A 15,084-nucleotide genomic window follows, 5' to 3' on the forward strand; every position below is an offset into this window, starting at 1 on the left:
GTCTCCGTGACTGTCGAAACAGTGCTCGTCGCCAACCGTGGCGAAATCGCGCGACGGGTCTTCGCGACCTGCCGCCGCATGGGGCTCGGCACCGTCGCCGTGTACTCCGATGCGGACGCCGCGTCGCCGCATGTGGCGGAGGCCGACGCGGCCGTCCGGCTTCCGGGCAACACCCCCGGTGAGACGTACCTGCGCGGCGACCTCGTCATCGAGGCCGCCCTGGCCGCCGGCGCCGACGCGGTGCACCCCGGCTACGGCTTCCTCTCGGAGAACGCGGAATTCGCCCGCGCGGTCGAGCAGGCCGGGCTCACCTGGATCGGCCCGCCGGTCGCTTCGATCGAGCAGATGGGCTCGAAGGTCGCGGCCAAGAAGATGATGGACGCCGCCGGGGTCCCGGTGCTCGCCGAGCTGGACCCGGCGCAGGTCACCGCGGACCTGCTCCCGGTGCTGATCAAGGCATCGGCGGGCGGCGGCGGCCGCGGCATGCGGGTGGTCCGCGAACTCGCCGAGCTGGAACCGCAGCTGGCGGGCGCCCGCCGCGAGGCGCAGTCCGCCTTCGGCGACCCCACCGTCTTCTGCGAGCGCTACCTGGAGACCGGCAGGCACATCGAGGTGCAGGTGCTGGCCGATACGCACGGCACCGTCTGGGCGGTCGGCGAGCGCGAGTGCTCGATCCAGCGCAGGCACCAGAAGGTGGTCGAGGAGGCGCCGTCGCCGCTGGTCGAGCGGGTGGACGGCATGCGCGAGCGGCTCTTCGAGGCGGCCCGGCTGGCCGCCGAGGCGATCGGCTACACCGGCGCGGGGACCGTGGAGTTCCTGGCCGACGAGCGCGGCGACTTCTTCTTCCTGGAGATGAACACCCGGCTCCAGGTGGAGCACCCGGTCACCGAGTGCACCACCGGGCTGGACCTGGTCCGCTGGCAGCTGGAGATCGCCGACGGGGCGGCGCTGCCGGCCGAGCCGCCCGCGCAGCGCGGGCACTCCATCGAGGTCCGGCTGTACGCCGAGGATCCGGCGCAGGACTGGCAGCCGCAGAGCGGGATCGTGCACCGGATCGCCATTCCCGGCGTGCTGGCCGAGTTCGACCTACCCGCGCGCTCGGGTCTCCGGCTGGATACCGGCGTGGTCGACGGCTCGGTGGTCGGGGTGCACTACGACCCCATGCTGGCCAAGGTCATCTCGGTCGCCGAGACCCGCGGCGAGGCGGCCAGGCTGCTCGCGAACGCGCTGCAGCGGGCCGAGCTGCACGGCCTGGTGACCAATCGCGACCTGCTGGTCCGGGTGCTGCGGCACCCCGCCTTCCTGGCCGGTGACACCGATACCGCCTTCTTCGCCACGCACGGCCTCGCCGCGCTCGCCGCGCCGCTCACCGACGCCGGCGGCACCGAGCTCTCCGCCGTCGCCGCCGCGCTCGCCGACGCCGCCGCCAACCGGGCGGCGGCGCGGGCGGTGCCCGGGCTGCCGAGCGGCTGGCGCAACCTGCCCTCGCAGCCGGCCGTCAAGCGGTTCGAGGGCAGGGACGGCGCCGTGCACGAGATCGGCTACCTGGTCACCCGCGGGGTGATCGCGGTCGACGGCCACGACGGGCTGGAGGTGCTGGAAGCCACCCCGGAGCGGGTGGTGCTCGCGGTGCCGGGCGAGCGCGGGCCGGTGCGCAGGCAGTTCGCCGTCGCCAGGTACGGCGACCTGGTCGCGGTGGACTCCCCGCTCGGCCCGGTGGCGCTGCGCAAGCTGCCGCGCTTCACCGACCCGGCCGACCTGGTGGCCACCGGTTCGCTGCTCGCGCCCATGCCGGGCACCGTGATCCGGCTCGGCGCCGAGGTGGGGGCCGCGGTCACCGCGGGCACCCCGATTCTCTGGCTGGAGGCCATGAAGATGGAGCACACCATCGCGGCCCCGGCCGACGGCGTGCTCAGCGCCGTGCACGTCGGCGTCGGCGATCAGGTCGATGTCGGCACCGTCCTCGCGGTGGTCGACCCCGCGGAATCCGAGGAGAAGGCATGAGTTTCATCGAAACCGACGAGCAGAAGTCGCTGCGGCAGGCCGTCGCCGCGCTCGCGGGCAAGTACTCCTACCTGGATTACGTGCTGCCGCGGGCGCGCAACCACGAACCGCTGCACGAACTCTGGGACGAGGCGGGCAAGCTCGGCTTCCTCGGGGTGAACCTGCCGGAGGAGTACGGCGGCGGTGGCGCGGGCATGTACGAACTCGCGCTGGTGATGGAGGAGCTCGCCGCGCAGGGCGCCGGGCTGCTGCTCATGGTGGTCTCGCCCGCCATCTGCGGCACCATCATCACCCGGTACGGCACCGAGGAGCAGAAGCGGGAGTGGCTGACCAAGCTCGCCGACGGCTCCGCCAAGATGGTCTTCGGCATCACCGAGCCGGACGCCGGCTCCAACTCGCACCAGATCACCACCACCGCGCGCCGGGACGGCGGCGACTGGATCCTGAACGGCCGCAAGGTCTACATCTCCGGCGTCGACCAGGCCGAGGCGGTGCTGATCGTCGCCCGCACCGAGGACCACAAGACCGGCAAGCTCAAGCCCGCGCTCTTCATCGTGCCCACCGACGCCCCCGGCTTCGAGAAGACGGCGCAGGAGATGGACATCATCGAGCCGGATACCCAGTTCACGCTCTTCCTCGACGATGTCCGGCTGCCGGGCACCGCGCTGGTCGGCAGCGAGGACGCCGCGCTCATGCAGCTCTTCGCCGGGCTCAACCCGGAGCGCATCATGGGCGCCGCCATGGCCGTCGGCATGGGCCGCTACGCGCTGGACCGGGCCGTCGAGTACGCCCGCGAGCGCACCGTGTGGAAGACTCCGATCGGCGCGCACCAGGGCATCGCGCACCCGCTGGCGCAGGCCAAGGTCGAGGTCGAGCTGGCCAAGCTCATGATGCAGAAGGCCGCCGTGCTCTACGACACCGGCGACGAGATGGGCGCCGCCGAGGCCGCCAATATGGCCAAGTACGCCGCGGGCGAGGCCAGCATCAAGGCGCTCGACCAGGCGGTGCAGACGCACGGCGGCTCCGGGCTCACCAAGGAGGTCGGGCTCGCCTCCATGCTGGCCGCGGCCCGGATCGCGCGGATCGCGCCGGTGAGCCGGGAGATGGTGCTCAACTTCGTCGCCCAGCACTCGCTGGGCCTGCCGAAGTCGTACTGATGGCCGAGCCGCTGGTGCGCTACGAGGTGGGCGATGGCTTCGCCACGCTGACCCTCGACTCGCCGCACAACCGGAACGCGCTCTCCAGCAGGCTCGTCGCCGAGCTGCTGGCCGGGCTGGACGCCGCCGCCGCGGACGACGCCGTGCGCGGCATCGTGCTCACCCACACCGGCACCACCTTCTGCGCCGGTGCGGATCTGAGCGAGGCGAGCGATGCCGATCCGGCGGTCGCCGCGGACCAGCGCACCCGCGGCATGATCGGGGTGCTGCGCAGGCTGGTCGAGATCCCCAAGCCGGTGCTGGCCCGGATCGACGGCCATGTCCGGGCCGGCGGCATGGGCATCGTGGCGGGCTGCGACATCGTGGTGGCCGGGCCGGGCAGCAGCTTCGCGCTCACCGAGGTGCGAATCGGGTTGGCGCCGTTCATGATCTCGCTGACGCTGCTGCCCCGGCTGGATCAGCGCGCCGCGAGCCGCTACTACCTGACCGGCGAGAAGTTCGGTCCGGAGGTCGCGGCGGCGATCGGATTGGTGACCGTTGCCGCCGAGGATCCGGCCGCCGAGATCACCCGTTTGCTCGCCGAGCTGCGCAAGGGCGCGCCGCAGGGCCTGGCCGAGGCGAAACGCCTGGTCAATGCCGATATTCTGGCGGGTTTCGACAGCTCGGCGGAGGAGCTCGCGCAGCGCTCGGCGAGCTTCTTCGGCAGCGCCGAGGTGCGCGAGGGGATGACGGCCTTTTTGCAGCGCCGCCCGCCCTCCTGGGCAGAATGAGCGCATGGTGACTCCGCACGAACCCAAGCAGGACCGCAGCCGCGCCACCCGGCAGCGGCTGCTCGAGGCGACCATCGACTGCCTGGCCGAATTCGGCTGGGCCGCAGCGACGGTCGCGGTGGTCGCGGAGCGCGCCGGGGTCTCGCGCGGTGCCGCCCAGCACCACTTCCCCACCCGGGAGGATCTGATCACCGCGGCGCTCGAGTACATGTTCGACGTGCGCACCGGCCAGGCGCGGGCGGAGTCGGCCGCGCTCGCCGACACCTCGGGGGTCGCGCGCACCGAGGCGGTCGTCTCCGGGCTGGTCGAGTCCTACACCAGCCCGCTCTTCAAGGCGGCGCTCCAGGTGTGGACGCACGCCGCCGCCGACCCGGTGCTCAGCCAGCGCATCGTCCCGCTGGAGGCCAAGTTCGGCCGGGTGTCGCACCGGCGCGCGGTCGAGGCGCTCGGCGTCGACGACTCCGACCCGGTCGCGCACCACCTGGTCCAGGCCACCCTGGACCTGGCCCGCGGGCTCGGGCTGGCCGATGTGCTCACCGACGACTCGGTGCGGCGGAAGCTGATCGTGCAGCAGTGGGCCGCCACGCTGCATACCGCGCTGCACGGCTGATCGGCAGTAGCATGTGCGCCAGGTAACTCAGCGGTAGCCGAGCGCGAGGAGAGCGCATGTGCACACGGGCGATGTGGGCGGCGAGCGGGCAGGGCGTACTGGTCGGGCGGAATATGGACTGGCCCGAGGAGATGGACACCAACCTCTGGGCGCTCCCGCGCGGCGCCGCCCGCGTCGGCCACGGTAGCGACCCGAATCCGCTGCGCTGGACGGCGACCTACGGCAGTGTTGCCGCCACCGTGTGGGACGGCGCGAGCACCGACGGCATCAACGAGCGCGGGCTCGGGGCGCACGTGCTGTGGCTCGCCGAGTCCGGCTTCGGGGAGCGTGCTCCGGATTTGCCAGCGCTCGCGGTCTCGCTCTGGGGGCAGTACTTCCTCGATCGCTGCGCCACCGTCGCCGAGTGCGTCCAGCTGCTGGCGGAGCAGCCCATGCAGGTGCTGCCGCTGGTCGAGCCGCGGTCCGGGCGGCTCGGCACCGTGCACCTCGCGCTGGACGACGCGAGCGGCGATTCGCTCGTCATCGAGCACCTGGACGGCGTGGCCCGGCTGCACCACGGCCGCGCCTACACCGTGATGACCAACTCGCCGCCCTTCGACCAGCAGCTCGAGCTGCGTAGCCGGTACGCCGGGTTCGGCGGCGCGCTGCCGCTGCCCGGCACCACCGAGGCGGCCGACCGCTTCGTTCGGGCCGGGTACTACCTGGACCGGCTGCCCGCCGCCGATACCCCCGGCCGCGCCTACGCCGCGCTGCTCAGCGTCATGCGCAATGCCGCGCAGCCGTTCGGCGCGCCGGACCCGGAGCGGCCCAATATTGCGGCGACGATCTGGCGCACCATCGCCGACCTGGGCCGCGGGGTGTACGCCTACGAATCCTCGTTCAGCCCCGGCATCGTCTGGACCCGCCTCTCCGAGCTGGACTTCACCGAGTGCCGCAAGCTGACCGTCGAGCCCGGGCTGCTCGGCGATGTCAGCGGCCGGTTCGAGCCCGCCGCCGAGCCGCAGTGGGTCGTGGGCTGATCAGCCCTCGCTCTCGGCCCAGTCCCACACCGGCTGCAGCGCCTCGGCGAGCCGCCGCCCGGTAGCGGGCGTGAGCTCGTAGCTGCCGCGCGTCCAGTGCTTCTCCACCAGCCCCGCGGCCTGCAGCTGCTGCAGCCGGGTGGAGAGCACGCTCGACGAGCAGTTCCCCATGCGCCTGCGCAGCTCGAGGAAGCCGAGCGGGCCCGGCTCCAGTTCCCAGAGCACGCGCAGCATCCAGCGCTGACCGAGCAGGTCGATGGCGGCCAGGATGGCGGCGTGGTTTGCGCTTCGCATTTCGAAGCACCATAGTTGCTTCGAAATCAGAAGCGGAGGGTAGTGATGGCGAAGCGCGTGGTGCTGGTGACCGGGGCGTCCAGGGGGATCGGGGCGGAGACCGCCAGGCAGCTCGGCCGGACCGGGGCGCACGTACTGGTCAACTACCGGGAGAAGCGGAAACGCGCGGAGAGCGTGGTCGAGGAGATCCGCGCCGCTGGCGGGAGCGCGGCGGCCGAGTGCGCCGATCTCGCCGATCCGGCGGCGGTCGAGGCGCTGCTGGCGCGGGCCGGGCGGTTGGACGGGCTGGTGCTGAATGCCTCCGGCGGAATGGAGCGCGGAGCCGATCCGGGCTATGCCATGCGGTTGAACCGGGATGCGCAGCTGCACCTGGCGACCTCGGCGCTGCCGCTCATGCCGCGCGGGGCGCGGATCGTCTTCGTGACCAGTCACCAGGCGCACTTCTCGCGCGGCGGGCGTCCGCTGCCGGACGACTACGCGCCGGTGGCGGCGAGCAAGCGGGCCGGGGAGGACGCGCTGCGTTCGCTGATTTCCGAGTTCGCCGCGCGCGGGGTCGGGTTCACCGTGGTGTCCGGGGACATGATCGACGGCACCATCATCGTGCGGCTCCTCGAACGCCGCGAGCCGGACGCCGTCGCCACCCGGCGCGCGGGCGGCCCGCTCCCCACCATCGAGGAGTTCGGCGCCGCCGTCGCGGCCGCGCTCGACGCCGAGCACCCCGACGGGCACACCGTCTACATCGGCGGGGCCGACTACCTCAGTGCGTCCCGGCCAGATTGAGGATCACCACGCCCGCCACCACCAGCGCCACCCCGGCCACCTTCGCCGCCGTGAGCGGCTCCTTCAGGAACAGGACGCCGATACCGACGATCAGGATCGTCCCCACCCCCGACCACAGCGCGTATGCGATCCCCACCTGCATGTTCCTGGCGATCGCCTGGGAGAGCATGGCGAAGGCGATCCCGTAGCCGGTCAGCACCGCCACCGTCGGCCACAGCCGGGAGAAGCCCTGGGTGCTGCCGAGGAGGCTGGTGGCGAAGACCTCGGCGAGGATCGCGCCGGCGAGGAAGAGGTACGGGGTCACTGGCTCTCCTGGGGACGGATGGGGACGGGCGTGCAGCTCCATCGTCCGGTGACGCGCGATCGGCGCGAGCGGTGGGGCCGCTCGCGCCGATCGGTGCTCGGGTGCTACTTGCTCGTGGTGAGGTCGTACAGGGTGACGCCGTCGACCTCGGTGGCGGTGAAGTTCTGCTGCACCCAGGTGGTGATCTCGGAGCTGGTCGAGGTGCTCGAGCCGCCGGGGCCGCCGCGGCTGCCGCCGATGAAGTAGTGGATCTCTCCGTCCCGGACGTACTGCTGGAACTGCTCCAGCGTCGGGGAGGGGTCGCTGCCGTTGAAGCCGCCGATGGGCATGACCGGGAGTTCGGTGGCGAGCTGGAAGCCGGCGGCGCTGTTCGAGCCGATCGCCGCCGCGACCCAGGTGTAGTTGCCGGCGTTGCTCTCCAGGAGGGCGACGACCTGCTGAGTGGGGGCGGAGCTGCCAAGGAGGCCGCCCATCATGCCGCCGTCCATCCGGGCACCGTCGGTGCCGGTGGTCGCGGGGCCGCCGGTCACGGTTCCGCCGGTGCCGGTCGCACCGGGCGCGGTGCCGCCGGGGAAGGTGCCGCCCGGCGCGGTGCCGGGGTTCGTTCCGCCGGGCATGCCGCCCGGCATACCGCCACCATCACGCCCGTCGCGCATTCCGCCGGGCCCGCCCATGCCGCGGCCCACGTTCGGCCCGGCCGACGGGATCGAACCCGAGTGCCCGGTCCCGATCGTCTGCACGCTGTAGGCGATCGGCCCGGAGAGCGCGACGACGGCGGCGATCAGGGCGGCGCCGATGGCGGCGCGCCGGGGGAGGGCGAAGAGCGCGAGGACGGTCGCGAGCGCACCGGCGCCGAGCACGGCCCAGCGCAGCCAGGGCAGGAACTCCGCACTGCGGGAGAGCAGTAGCCACGCCGTCGCGGTGGTCAGCGCGAGACCGAGGGCGGTCGCCAGCCGGACCCACATCCGCGAGCGATTCCGCCAGGCGAGCACCGCCCCGATCCCGGCCAGCGCGGCGACCGCGGGCGCCAGCGCCACCGTGTAGTACTGGTGGAAGATCCCCGCCATGAAGCTGAACACCAGCCCGGTGACCAGCAGCCAGCTTCCCCACAGCAGCAGCGAGGCGCGCTGCCGATCCGCGAGCGGCGCCCTGCCGCGCAGCAGCACCCCGCAGACCAGGGCGACCAGGGCGGCCGGAATGAGCCAGGCGATCTGCCCACCCTGCGCCGCCTCGAACATCCGGGTGAGACCGGTGCTGCCCCACATCCCGTTCCCGCCGGCGGGCAACTCCCCACCGGGGCCGACACTTCCGGTCTCCTCCCCGTTCAACCGTCCGAGCCCGTTGTACCCGAGCGTCAACTCCAGAATCGAATTGTTCTGCGACCCACCGATCCACGGCCGCGAGTCCGCGGGCCACAGCTCGACCGCGAGCAGCCACCACCCGGCGGCGACGACCAGCGCCGCACCCGCCGCGAAGAGCTGGAGCACCCGCTTGCCGAGCCGCGGCGGCCCCGCGAACAGGTACACCAGCGCCAGCCCGGGCACCACCAGCAACACCTGCAACTGCTTCGCCAGGAATCCGAACCCGATGAGCGCACCGCACAGCACCAGCCAGCGCGTCCGCCCGTCCTCGACCGCCCGCACCAGGGCGTACGCCGCCGCTGCCAGCAGGAAGACCAGCAGCGCATCCGGATTGTTGAACCGGAACATGAGCACGGCCACCGGCGTCACCGCGAGCACGAGCCCGGCGATCAGCCCGGCCCCCGGCCCGAACGGCCTGCGCACCGCCGCGTACACCACCGCGACGGTGGCCACGCCGAGCAGCACCTGCGGCACCAGAATGCTCCAGCTGTTCAGCCCGAAGAGCCGCACCGAGAGCTCCATCAACCACAGCGAGGCGGGCGGCTTGTCCACGGTGATCGAGTTGGCGGCGTCCGAGGAGCCGAAGAAGAACGCGGTCCAGGACTCCGAACCGGCCTGCACGGCCGCGGAGTAGAAGCTGTTGGCCCAGCCGTTGGCGCTGAGGTTGATCAGGTAGGCGACGAGCGTGCCGAGCAGCAGCGTGCCGAGTGCGGGCCGCTCCCAGCGGTATTCGCGCGTCGGCGCGGGTGGCGCCGCGGCGGCGGGCGGGGCGAGCGTGGCGGTCAACGGGATCCTCCGGTGGTGGTCGGGCGGGCGCCGGCATTGCGGAACACCCAGCGCAGGCCGACGAACCTGCTGAGCGTCGCGAGCAGATTGGCCAGCACGAGGACGAAGAGTTCGAGCGCGATCGGGGCGCCGGGCGCCCAGTGGTGCAGGGCGAAGAGCGAGCCGCTGGTCAGCGCGAGGCCGAAGGCGAAGATCAGCAGCCCCTGGAACTGGTGCGCGGCCATGCCGGTCGAGCCGCGCACGCCGAAGGTCCAGGCGCGGTTGGCGGCGGTATTGCCGACGGCGGTGAGCAGCAGCGCGGCGAAGTTGGCGCCCTGCGGCCCGACGGCGGGTTGCAGCAGCAGGTAGAGCACCAGGTAGGCGGCGGTGCTGAGGACGCCGATCACGGCGAACCGCACCAGCTGGCCGACCATCCCGAGCGGTACCCCCGGCACCAGCGGTTCGCGCCCGATGGCGCGGCGCAGCTCCTCGATCGGCAGCGCGCCGGAGGCGAGGCCGCGGCCGACCCGCCAGACGCCGAGCAGGTCCTTGCGGGCGGTGTCGATGATGTCGACCCGGGAATCCGGGTCGTCGATCCAGTCCACCGGCACCTCGTGGATGCGCAGCCCGGCGCGCTCGGCGAGCACCAGCAGCTCGGTGTCGAAGAACCACTCGCCATCCTCCACCAGCGGCAGCAGCCTGCGCGCCACCTCGGTGCGCATGGCCTTGAAGCCGCACTGGGCGTCGGTGAAGCGGGCGCGCAGCGAGGCGCGCAGGATCAGGTTGTAGCAGCGGGAGATGATCTCCCGCTTGGGCCCGCGCACCACCCGCGACGAACCCGCGAGGCGGGTGCCGATGGCCAGGTCGGAGTGGCCGGAGACCAGCGGGGCGACCAGGGGGAGCAGGGCGTTCAGGTCGGTCGAGAGGTCGACGTCCATGTAGGCGACCACGCGGGCGTCGGAGTTCTCCCAGACCGTGCGCAGGGCACGGCCGCGGCCCTTGCGGTCGAGGTGCACGACGCGCACGCCGTCCAGGTCGCCCGCGAGCGCCTCGGCCACCGCGAGGGTGGCGTCGGTGCTGGCATTGTCGGCGATGGTGATGCGGGCCGGGAAGGGGAAACCGGTGCGCAGGTAGGCGTGCAGGCCGCGGACGCAGCGGCCGAGGTCGGTCTCCTCGTTGTAGACGGGGATGACCACGTCCAGCACGGGTGGGTGCTCCGTGGTCGCGCTTCTCTCCGCCGGCAGCGCGACGGTCACGGTCTCGGTCATAGGTATGAGACTCGTGGCCGCCGCTGCCACCCGGCTGGGGTCCGGCTGTGAGGTTCCTGCGAGCGCTACCGCAGGCGGCGCAGGTGCAGGACGCTGTCGGCGCGGGTGCCGGGCTGACCGTCCGGGCCGGGGGCGTCGCGCTCGATGAGGTCGGCGGTCACGATCTGCCAGTCGTCGCCGAGGGCGAGGCCCTCCTGCACCTGCTCCAGCGTGGGGAACTCGTGCGCGAAGGGCGGCTCGTCCATCCAGCTGGGCCAGCCCTGGTGGGAGCCGATCACCAGCGCGCCGCCGACGGTGACCGCGGCGGCGGCCTTGCGCAGGATGCCGTCGCGCTCGCCGGGCTGCGCCGTCTGCGAGTGCAGGAACTGGGCGGAGACCAGGTCGAACCGCCCGGCGGGGAAGTCGGTGTGCAGGTCGTGCTGGGCCCAGGTGATGCGCTCGCCGACCCCCGCGGCGGCGGCGTGCCCGGCGGCGCGGTCGAGCGCGACCTGGGAGACGTCGACCGCGGTCACCCGCCAGCCGAGCCCGGCCAGCCAGATGGCGTCGCCGCCCTCGCCGGAGCCGAGGTCGAGCGCGGTGCCGGGCGTGAGCCCGCCCGCCTCGCGGACCAGGATCGGGTTCGGGTTTCCGCTCCAGACCTGGTCACGATCGCGGTAGAAGGTGTCCCAGTGCTCCCGGGTGGAGATATCGGCGGGCGGGGCCGCGTGGTGATCGTGCATGGTCGCATGGTGCCGCCGCCCGCTCCGGTCCCGCCACTTTCCGTGCCGAACCAGCAAAAAAGTAGGCTGCGGGGATGACGCGCAGCACCCGGGTCGACGCCCGCACCGAACGCTGGCGGGCGCATCGGGTGCGCATGCGCGAGGAGTTCGTCGACGCGGCGATCCGGGCGCTCGACGCGCTCGGCCCCGGCGTCAGCATGGGCGATATCGCCCGCGAGGCGGGGGCCGCCAAACCCAAGCTGTACCGGCACTTCGAGGACAAGACCGATCTCTACGACGCCGTCGTCGACCGCATGCGCGAGCTGCTCTGGACCAGGATCGCGGAGGTCGCCGATCTCACCGGCGACCCGGTGCGCGGGCTGATCGGGCGGGCCGTCACCGAGTACGTGCTGGTGGTGGAGCACCATCCGAACGTCTTCCGGTTCCTGCTGCACAGCCACTTCACCCGGAACGCGGGGGAGTCCGAGCGGGCGCTGCGCTCGGCACGGCGCTCCGCGCGCTGGGCGGCGGAGCTGGTGGCCGCCGTGGTCGGGGACCCCGGGATCGACGTCTCCGGGCTCGAGCTGGTCAACTACTCGGTCTTCGGGGCGGTCGCCTCGGCCACCGACTGGTGGCTGGGGCCGGATCGCTCCGAGCCGGCGCCGATGCCGGTCGAGCGGTTCGTCGCCTACCTCGGGGCGATCGTCACCGCGCTGGTCGAGGCGGGGTCGCGCTTGCACGGCATCGCGCTGGATCTGGACGCCCCGCTGGGCGGTGCCGTGCAACCCGGCTGAGAAGTGGCCGAGGCGACTGCCGCGAGGTCACCCGCCGGGCGTGACTCCCAGCCGCCAGAGCGGCGACACCGGCCCGTGCCCGGCGCCGAGGTCGTACGCCGCTTCGAGGGAGCGCCGAGTCCACTCCTTGGCGAACTCCACCGCCTCCGGCACCGAATACCCGTGCGCCAGCGCGCAGGCGACCGCCGCCGCGAGCGTGTCCCCGCCCCCGTGATCGTTCCCGGTCGGAATCCGTACCGCGCTGAACTCGTGGAACCGCTCCCCGTCGAAGAGCAGGTCCTTGCTGATCGCCGACGACCGCAGGTGCCCGCCTTTGACGATGGCCCAGCGCGGCCCGAGCGCGTGCAGCGCCTCGGCGGCCGCGCGGGCGGTGGCATCGTCGGCCACGTCGATGCCGGTGAGCAGCCGCACCTCGTCCAGGTTCGGGGTGACCAGGGTGGCGAGCGGGATCAGCGTGTGCCGCACGGCATCCAGCGCCTCGGCGTGCAGCAGCGGATCGCCGTGCATGGAGGCGGCGACCGGGTCCACCACCAGCGGCACCGCGCCGTCCCGGCCGATCCCGACCTCGCGGCAGACCGCGGCCACCGCCTCGATGATGGCGGTGGAGGCGAGCATGCCGGTCTTGGCCGCGCCCACCCCGATATCGGTGACCACGGTGCGCACCTGCGCCGCCACCACCTCCGCCGGAATCTCGTGGAACCCGCTGACTCCCAGCGTGTTCTGCACCGTCACCGCGGCCACCGCCACGCAGGCGTGCACGCCGCACAGCGCCATGGTGCGGGAGTCGGCCTGGATTCCGGCGCCGCCGCCGGAGTCGGTGCCCGCGATGGTGAGAACGCGGACCGGGGTCTGCCCGTCACCGGGCAAGGGCAGCAGCTTCACGGAAGGGAACCCTACGGGATGGAGACTAATGAAAACGGTTACCATTAGTGCATGACCATTCCCGTCACCGTCCTCTCCGGCTTCCTCGGCGCGGGCAAGACGACCCTGCTCAACCACATCCTGGCCAATCGCGAGGGCCGCCGGGTCGCCGTCGTGGTGAACGACATGAGCGAGATCAATATCGACGCCGCCCTCGTGCGCACCGACGAGCAGCTGGTCGAGCTGACCAACGGCTGCATCTGCTGCACCCTGCGCGAGGATCTGGTCGAGGCGGTCGGCGAGCTGGCGCGGGCGGGCCGCTTCGACCAGGTGGTGATCGAGTCCACCGGCATCTCCGAGCCCATGCCGGTGGCGGCGAGCTTCGAGTGGGAGTTCGAGGACGGCTTCCGCCTCGGCGAGCTGGCCCGGCTCGACACCATGGTCACCGTGGTGGACGCCGCCACCTTCCTGCCCGAGGTCACCCGCGGCGATTCGCTCGCCGCGCGCGAGCTGCAGGCCGCCGACGGCGACGAACGCGGCATCGCCGACCTGCTGATCGACCAGGTGGAGTTCGCCGACGTCCTGGTGCTCAGCAAGACCGACCTGGTGAGCCCGGCGCTGGCGGGCGCGGTCGAGGCCACCCTGTGCCGGCTGAACCCGCGCGCCCGGCTGGTCCGCGCCACGCACGGCGGCATCGACCTGGCCGAGGTGCTCGACACCGGCCGCTACGACCCGCTCGCCGCCGCCGAGACCGACGGCTGGGCCGACGAGCTCGCGGGCGGGCACACCCCGGAGACCGAGGAGTACGGCATCGGCAGCCTCACCTACCGCGCCGATCGCCCCTTCCACCCCGGCCGGCTCGCCGCCGCGCTGGAGCAGCTGACGGGCATCCTGCGCAGCAAGGGCTTCTGCTGGATCGCGAGCCGCCCCGAGCTGGCCGCGTACTGGTCGCAGGCCGGGCCGAACCTGGTCTTCGAACCGGCCGGAACCGAGCCGAGCGGGCAGGAGCTGGTGCTGATCGGCATCCGGCTCGACCGCGGACGGCTGCGCGGGCTACTGGACGGCGCGCTGCTCACCGCCGCCGAGTTCGCGGCGGGCCCGGAGGCGTGGCGGCGCTACCCCGACCCGTTCCCGGCGTGGGACGTGGCGCACGCGCACTAGGCGACGAACCACCCGGTGGGCGAGAGCTCCGCGCCCATCCGCGGCACGTACTGGTCGAAGTACACCGTGGAGATGAGCTCCCGGCGCGACCGCACATTCGCCTTGTCGAAGACCGACTTCAGGTGGTCCTGCACGGTGTAGGTGGAGAGGTGCAGTGTGCCCGCGATCTCCTTGGTGTCGACGCCCTGCAGCACCAGCTGCACCACGTCGCGCTCGCGCGGGGTCAGGCCGTAGGCGGCGACCACGATGGCGACGATCTCCGGCGGGCGGGCCTCCTCGATGGTGATCACCACCTCGCCCTGCCTGCCGTCGCGGGTGGTCAGCGGGCCCGCGTGCAGCACCAGCCACATGCCGGAGGCGGTGCGCAGCCGGCAGCGCGGCGGCACGGTGGTCTCGCCGCGGCCGTAGCGGCGGGCCGCGCCGATCAGCGCGCCGATCGGGGAGAGCGGGTCGCCGCCGTTCGCGCCGTGATCCAGCTCGCCGATGCGCTGCTCCGCGCCGAGGCTCATCTGCACGATCTGATCGTCGGCGCCGACGATGACGACGGCCGGGCCGGTGACGGCGGCGGGCGGGCGCGCCTCGGCCAGCTGGGCCAGCATGCCGGTGCGCACCCCGTGCGCGAAGGGCGCGGCCAGTGAGGCGAGGAAGTCGATCTCGGCGGCGTCGAAGGGGGCGTCCTCGTCGCCCCGGAAGATCGCCATCGCGCCCCACACCTCGGTGCCGTCGCGGAAAGCCAGCCTGGCCTCGTCGGCGTAGCCGAAGCGCGGCTTCATGAAGCTGCTCATCCGGCCCGAGCGCTCGACCTCGCCATCGGTCATCAGGTGCACGCCGGCCGCGGGCACCTCGGCCCTGGCCAGCTCGGTGAAGGCGGTGGGCTCGACCGTGCCGTACTCGATCAGCCCGAATTCCACGTCGTGGCTGTTGCGGTTGTGCAGGTCACCGAATTTGCGGGCGCTGGTGAGCATGTGCGTCACCGGGTCGTGGGTGGCGATGCAGGCGCTCACCCACGGCACCGCCCGCGCCACCGAGGCGGTGGCCTCCGCGAGGAAGGTGTCCAGGTCGAGGCCGGCGCGCGCGACGACATCCACATCCTGTCGAACGCGGGCGGCGGTGAGTCCTCTGGCCATGAAATCAGTGTGCGGTACCGCCCCTACCTGCGCCATCCCAGATCTCTGGGGACCGGCACCCACCAGAACCCACGGGTCGGTTCTCCCCGGTCACGCGGGATGTTCCGGGCC

Annotated in this window: 15 protein-coding genes; 8 read left to right on the forward strand and 7 right to left on the reverse strand. The window is 72.6% G+C overall.

What is annotated here, in order from left to right:
- Window positions 1-6: 6 nt before the first annotated feature.
- From AB0H71_RS10720 to AB0H71_RS10740, 5 genes are read left to right on the forward strand one after another with little or no spacing between them, the layout of a single operon-like run.
- On the forward strand, window positions 7-2,004 hold the full coding sequence (locus tag AB0H71_RS10720) for a biotin carboxylase N-terminal domain-containing protein (protein ID WP_357017792.1): 1,998 nt from the start codon (window positions 7-9) through the stop codon (window positions 2,002-2,004).
- The gene (locus AB0H71_RS10725; protein ID WP_357017795.1) at window positions 2,001-3,161 is read left to right on the forward strand and encodes an acyl-CoA dehydrogenase family protein; all 1,161 of its coding nucleotides are present in this window, start codon (window positions 2,001-2,003) and stop codon (window positions 3,159-3,161) included. The genes AB0H71_RS10720 and AB0H71_RS10725 overlap by 4 nt, the downstream gene beginning before the upstream one ends.
- A complete protein-coding gene (locus tag AB0H71_RS10730; RefSeq protein WP_357017798.1) occupies window positions 3,161-3,931 on the forward strand; it encodes an enoyl-CoA hydratase family protein in 771 nt (256 codons plus the stop codon). Before AB0H71_RS10725 ends, AB0H71_RS10730 begins: the two co-directional genes overlap by 1 nt.
- A 4-nt stretch (window positions 3,932-3,935) precedes the next feature.
- Entirely contained in the window at window positions 3,936-4,541 is a 606-nt protein-coding gene (locus AB0H71_RS10735) for a TetR/AcrR family transcriptional regulator (protein WP_357017801.1), read from the forward strand.
- A 56-nt stretch (window positions 4,542-4,597) separates the two neighbouring features.
- Window positions 4,598-5,560 (forward strand): linear amide C-N hydrolase, encoded by a 963-nt coding sequence (locus tag AB0H71_RS10740; protein WP_357017804.1) that lies wholly within the window; start codon window positions 4,598-4,600, stop codon window positions 5,558-5,560.
- Here AB0H71_RS10740 and AB0H71_RS10745 read toward each other — a convergent pair whose 3' ends face one another.
- A complete protein-coding gene (locus AB0H71_RS10745; protein ID WP_357017807.1) occupies window positions 5,561-5,854 on the reverse strand; it encodes a helix-turn-helix domain-containing protein in 294 nt (97 codons plus the stop codon). It abuts the gene before it with no gap.
- Between the two features lie 45 nt (window positions 5,855-5,899).
- Here AB0H71_RS10745 and AB0H71_RS10750 point away from each other — a divergent pair, with 45 nt between their 5' ends.
- Window positions 5,900-6,634 (forward strand): SDR family oxidoreductase, encoded by a 735-nt coding sequence (locus AB0H71_RS10750; RefSeq protein WP_357017810.1) that lies wholly within the window; start codon window positions 5,900-5,902, stop codon window positions 6,632-6,634.
- On the opposite strand, the gene AB0H71_RS10755 is transcribed toward AB0H71_RS10750, so the two are convergent.
- The 4 genes from AB0H71_RS10755 to AB0H71_RS10770 all read right to left on the reverse strand — a co-directional run bounded on the left by AB0H71_RS10755 (window position 6,612) and on the right by AB0H71_RS10770 (window position 11,051).
- A complete protein-coding gene (locus AB0H71_RS10755; RefSeq protein WP_357017812.1) occupies window positions 6,612-6,938 on the reverse strand; it encodes a multidrug efflux SMR transporter in 327 nt (108 codons plus the stop codon). The genes AB0H71_RS10750 and AB0H71_RS10755 overlap by 23 nt on opposite strands.
- A 104-nt stretch (window positions 6,939-7,042) precedes the next feature.
- Complete coding sequence (locus tag AB0H71_RS10760) at window positions 7,043-9,085, reverse strand: glycosyltransferase family 39 protein (RefSeq protein ID WP_357017815.1); 2,043 nt, start codon at window positions 9,083-9,085, stop codon at window positions 7,043-7,045.
- Window positions 9,082-10,332, reverse strand: a complete 1,251-nt coding sequence (locus tag AB0H71_RS10765; RefSeq protein WP_357017818.1) for a bifunctional glycosyltransferase family 2/GtrA family protein — start codon at window positions 10,330-10,332, stop codon at window positions 9,082-9,084. The genes AB0H71_RS10760 and AB0H71_RS10765 overlap by 4 nt, the downstream gene beginning before the upstream one ends.
- Window positions 10,333-10,397: 65 nt before the next feature.
- Window positions 10,398-11,051, reverse strand: coding sequence for a class I SAM-dependent methyltransferase (locus AB0H71_RS10770; protein WP_357017821.1), 654 nt, complete (start codon window positions 11,049-11,051; stop codon window positions 10,398-10,400).
- Between the two features lie 74 nt (window positions 11,052-11,125).
- Between AB0H71_RS10770 and AB0H71_RS10775 the strand changes: the two genes are divergently transcribed.
- Window positions 11,126-11,824 carry a TetR/AcrR family transcriptional regulator gene (locus tag AB0H71_RS10775; protein WP_357017824.1) on the forward strand — a complete coding sequence of 233 codons (699 nt, stop codon included), beginning with the start codon at window positions 11,126-11,128 and terminating at the stop codon, window positions 11,822-11,824.
- Between the two features lie 27 nt (window positions 11,825-11,851).
- Here the strand turns inward: AB0H71_RS10775 and thiD are convergent, their stop codons facing one another.
- Window positions 11,852-12,706 (reverse strand): bifunctional hydroxymethylpyrimidine kinase/phosphomethylpyrimidine kinase, encoded by an 855-nt coding sequence (thiD, locus tag AB0H71_RS10780; RefSeq protein ID WP_357017826.1) that lies wholly within the window; start codon window positions 12,704-12,706, stop codon window positions 11,852-11,854.
- 51 nt (window positions 12,707-12,757) lie between these two features.
- On the opposite strand from thiD, the gene AB0H71_RS10785 reads away from it, so the two are divergent.
- Window positions 12,758-13,846, forward strand: a complete 1,089-nt coding sequence (locus AB0H71_RS10785) for a GTP-binding protein (RefSeq protein ID WP_357017828.1) — start codon at window positions 12,758-12,760, stop codon at window positions 13,844-13,846.
- On the opposite strand, the gene AB0H71_RS10790 is transcribed toward AB0H71_RS10785, so the two are convergent.
- The gene (locus tag AB0H71_RS10790) at window positions 13,843-14,973 is read right to left on the reverse strand and encodes a LuxR C-terminal-related transcriptional regulator (protein ID WP_357017831.1); all 1,131 of its coding nucleotides are present in this window, start codon (window positions 14,971-14,973) and stop codon (window positions 13,843-13,845) included. The genes AB0H71_RS10785 and AB0H71_RS10790 overlap by 4 nt on opposite strands.
- Window positions 14,974-15,084: the final 111 nt, after the last annotated feature.

The organism is Nocardia sp. NPDC050697 (genome assembly GCF_040654395.1).
GTDB lineage: Bacteria > Actinomycetota > Actinomycetes > Mycobacteriales > Mycobacteriaceae > Nocardia.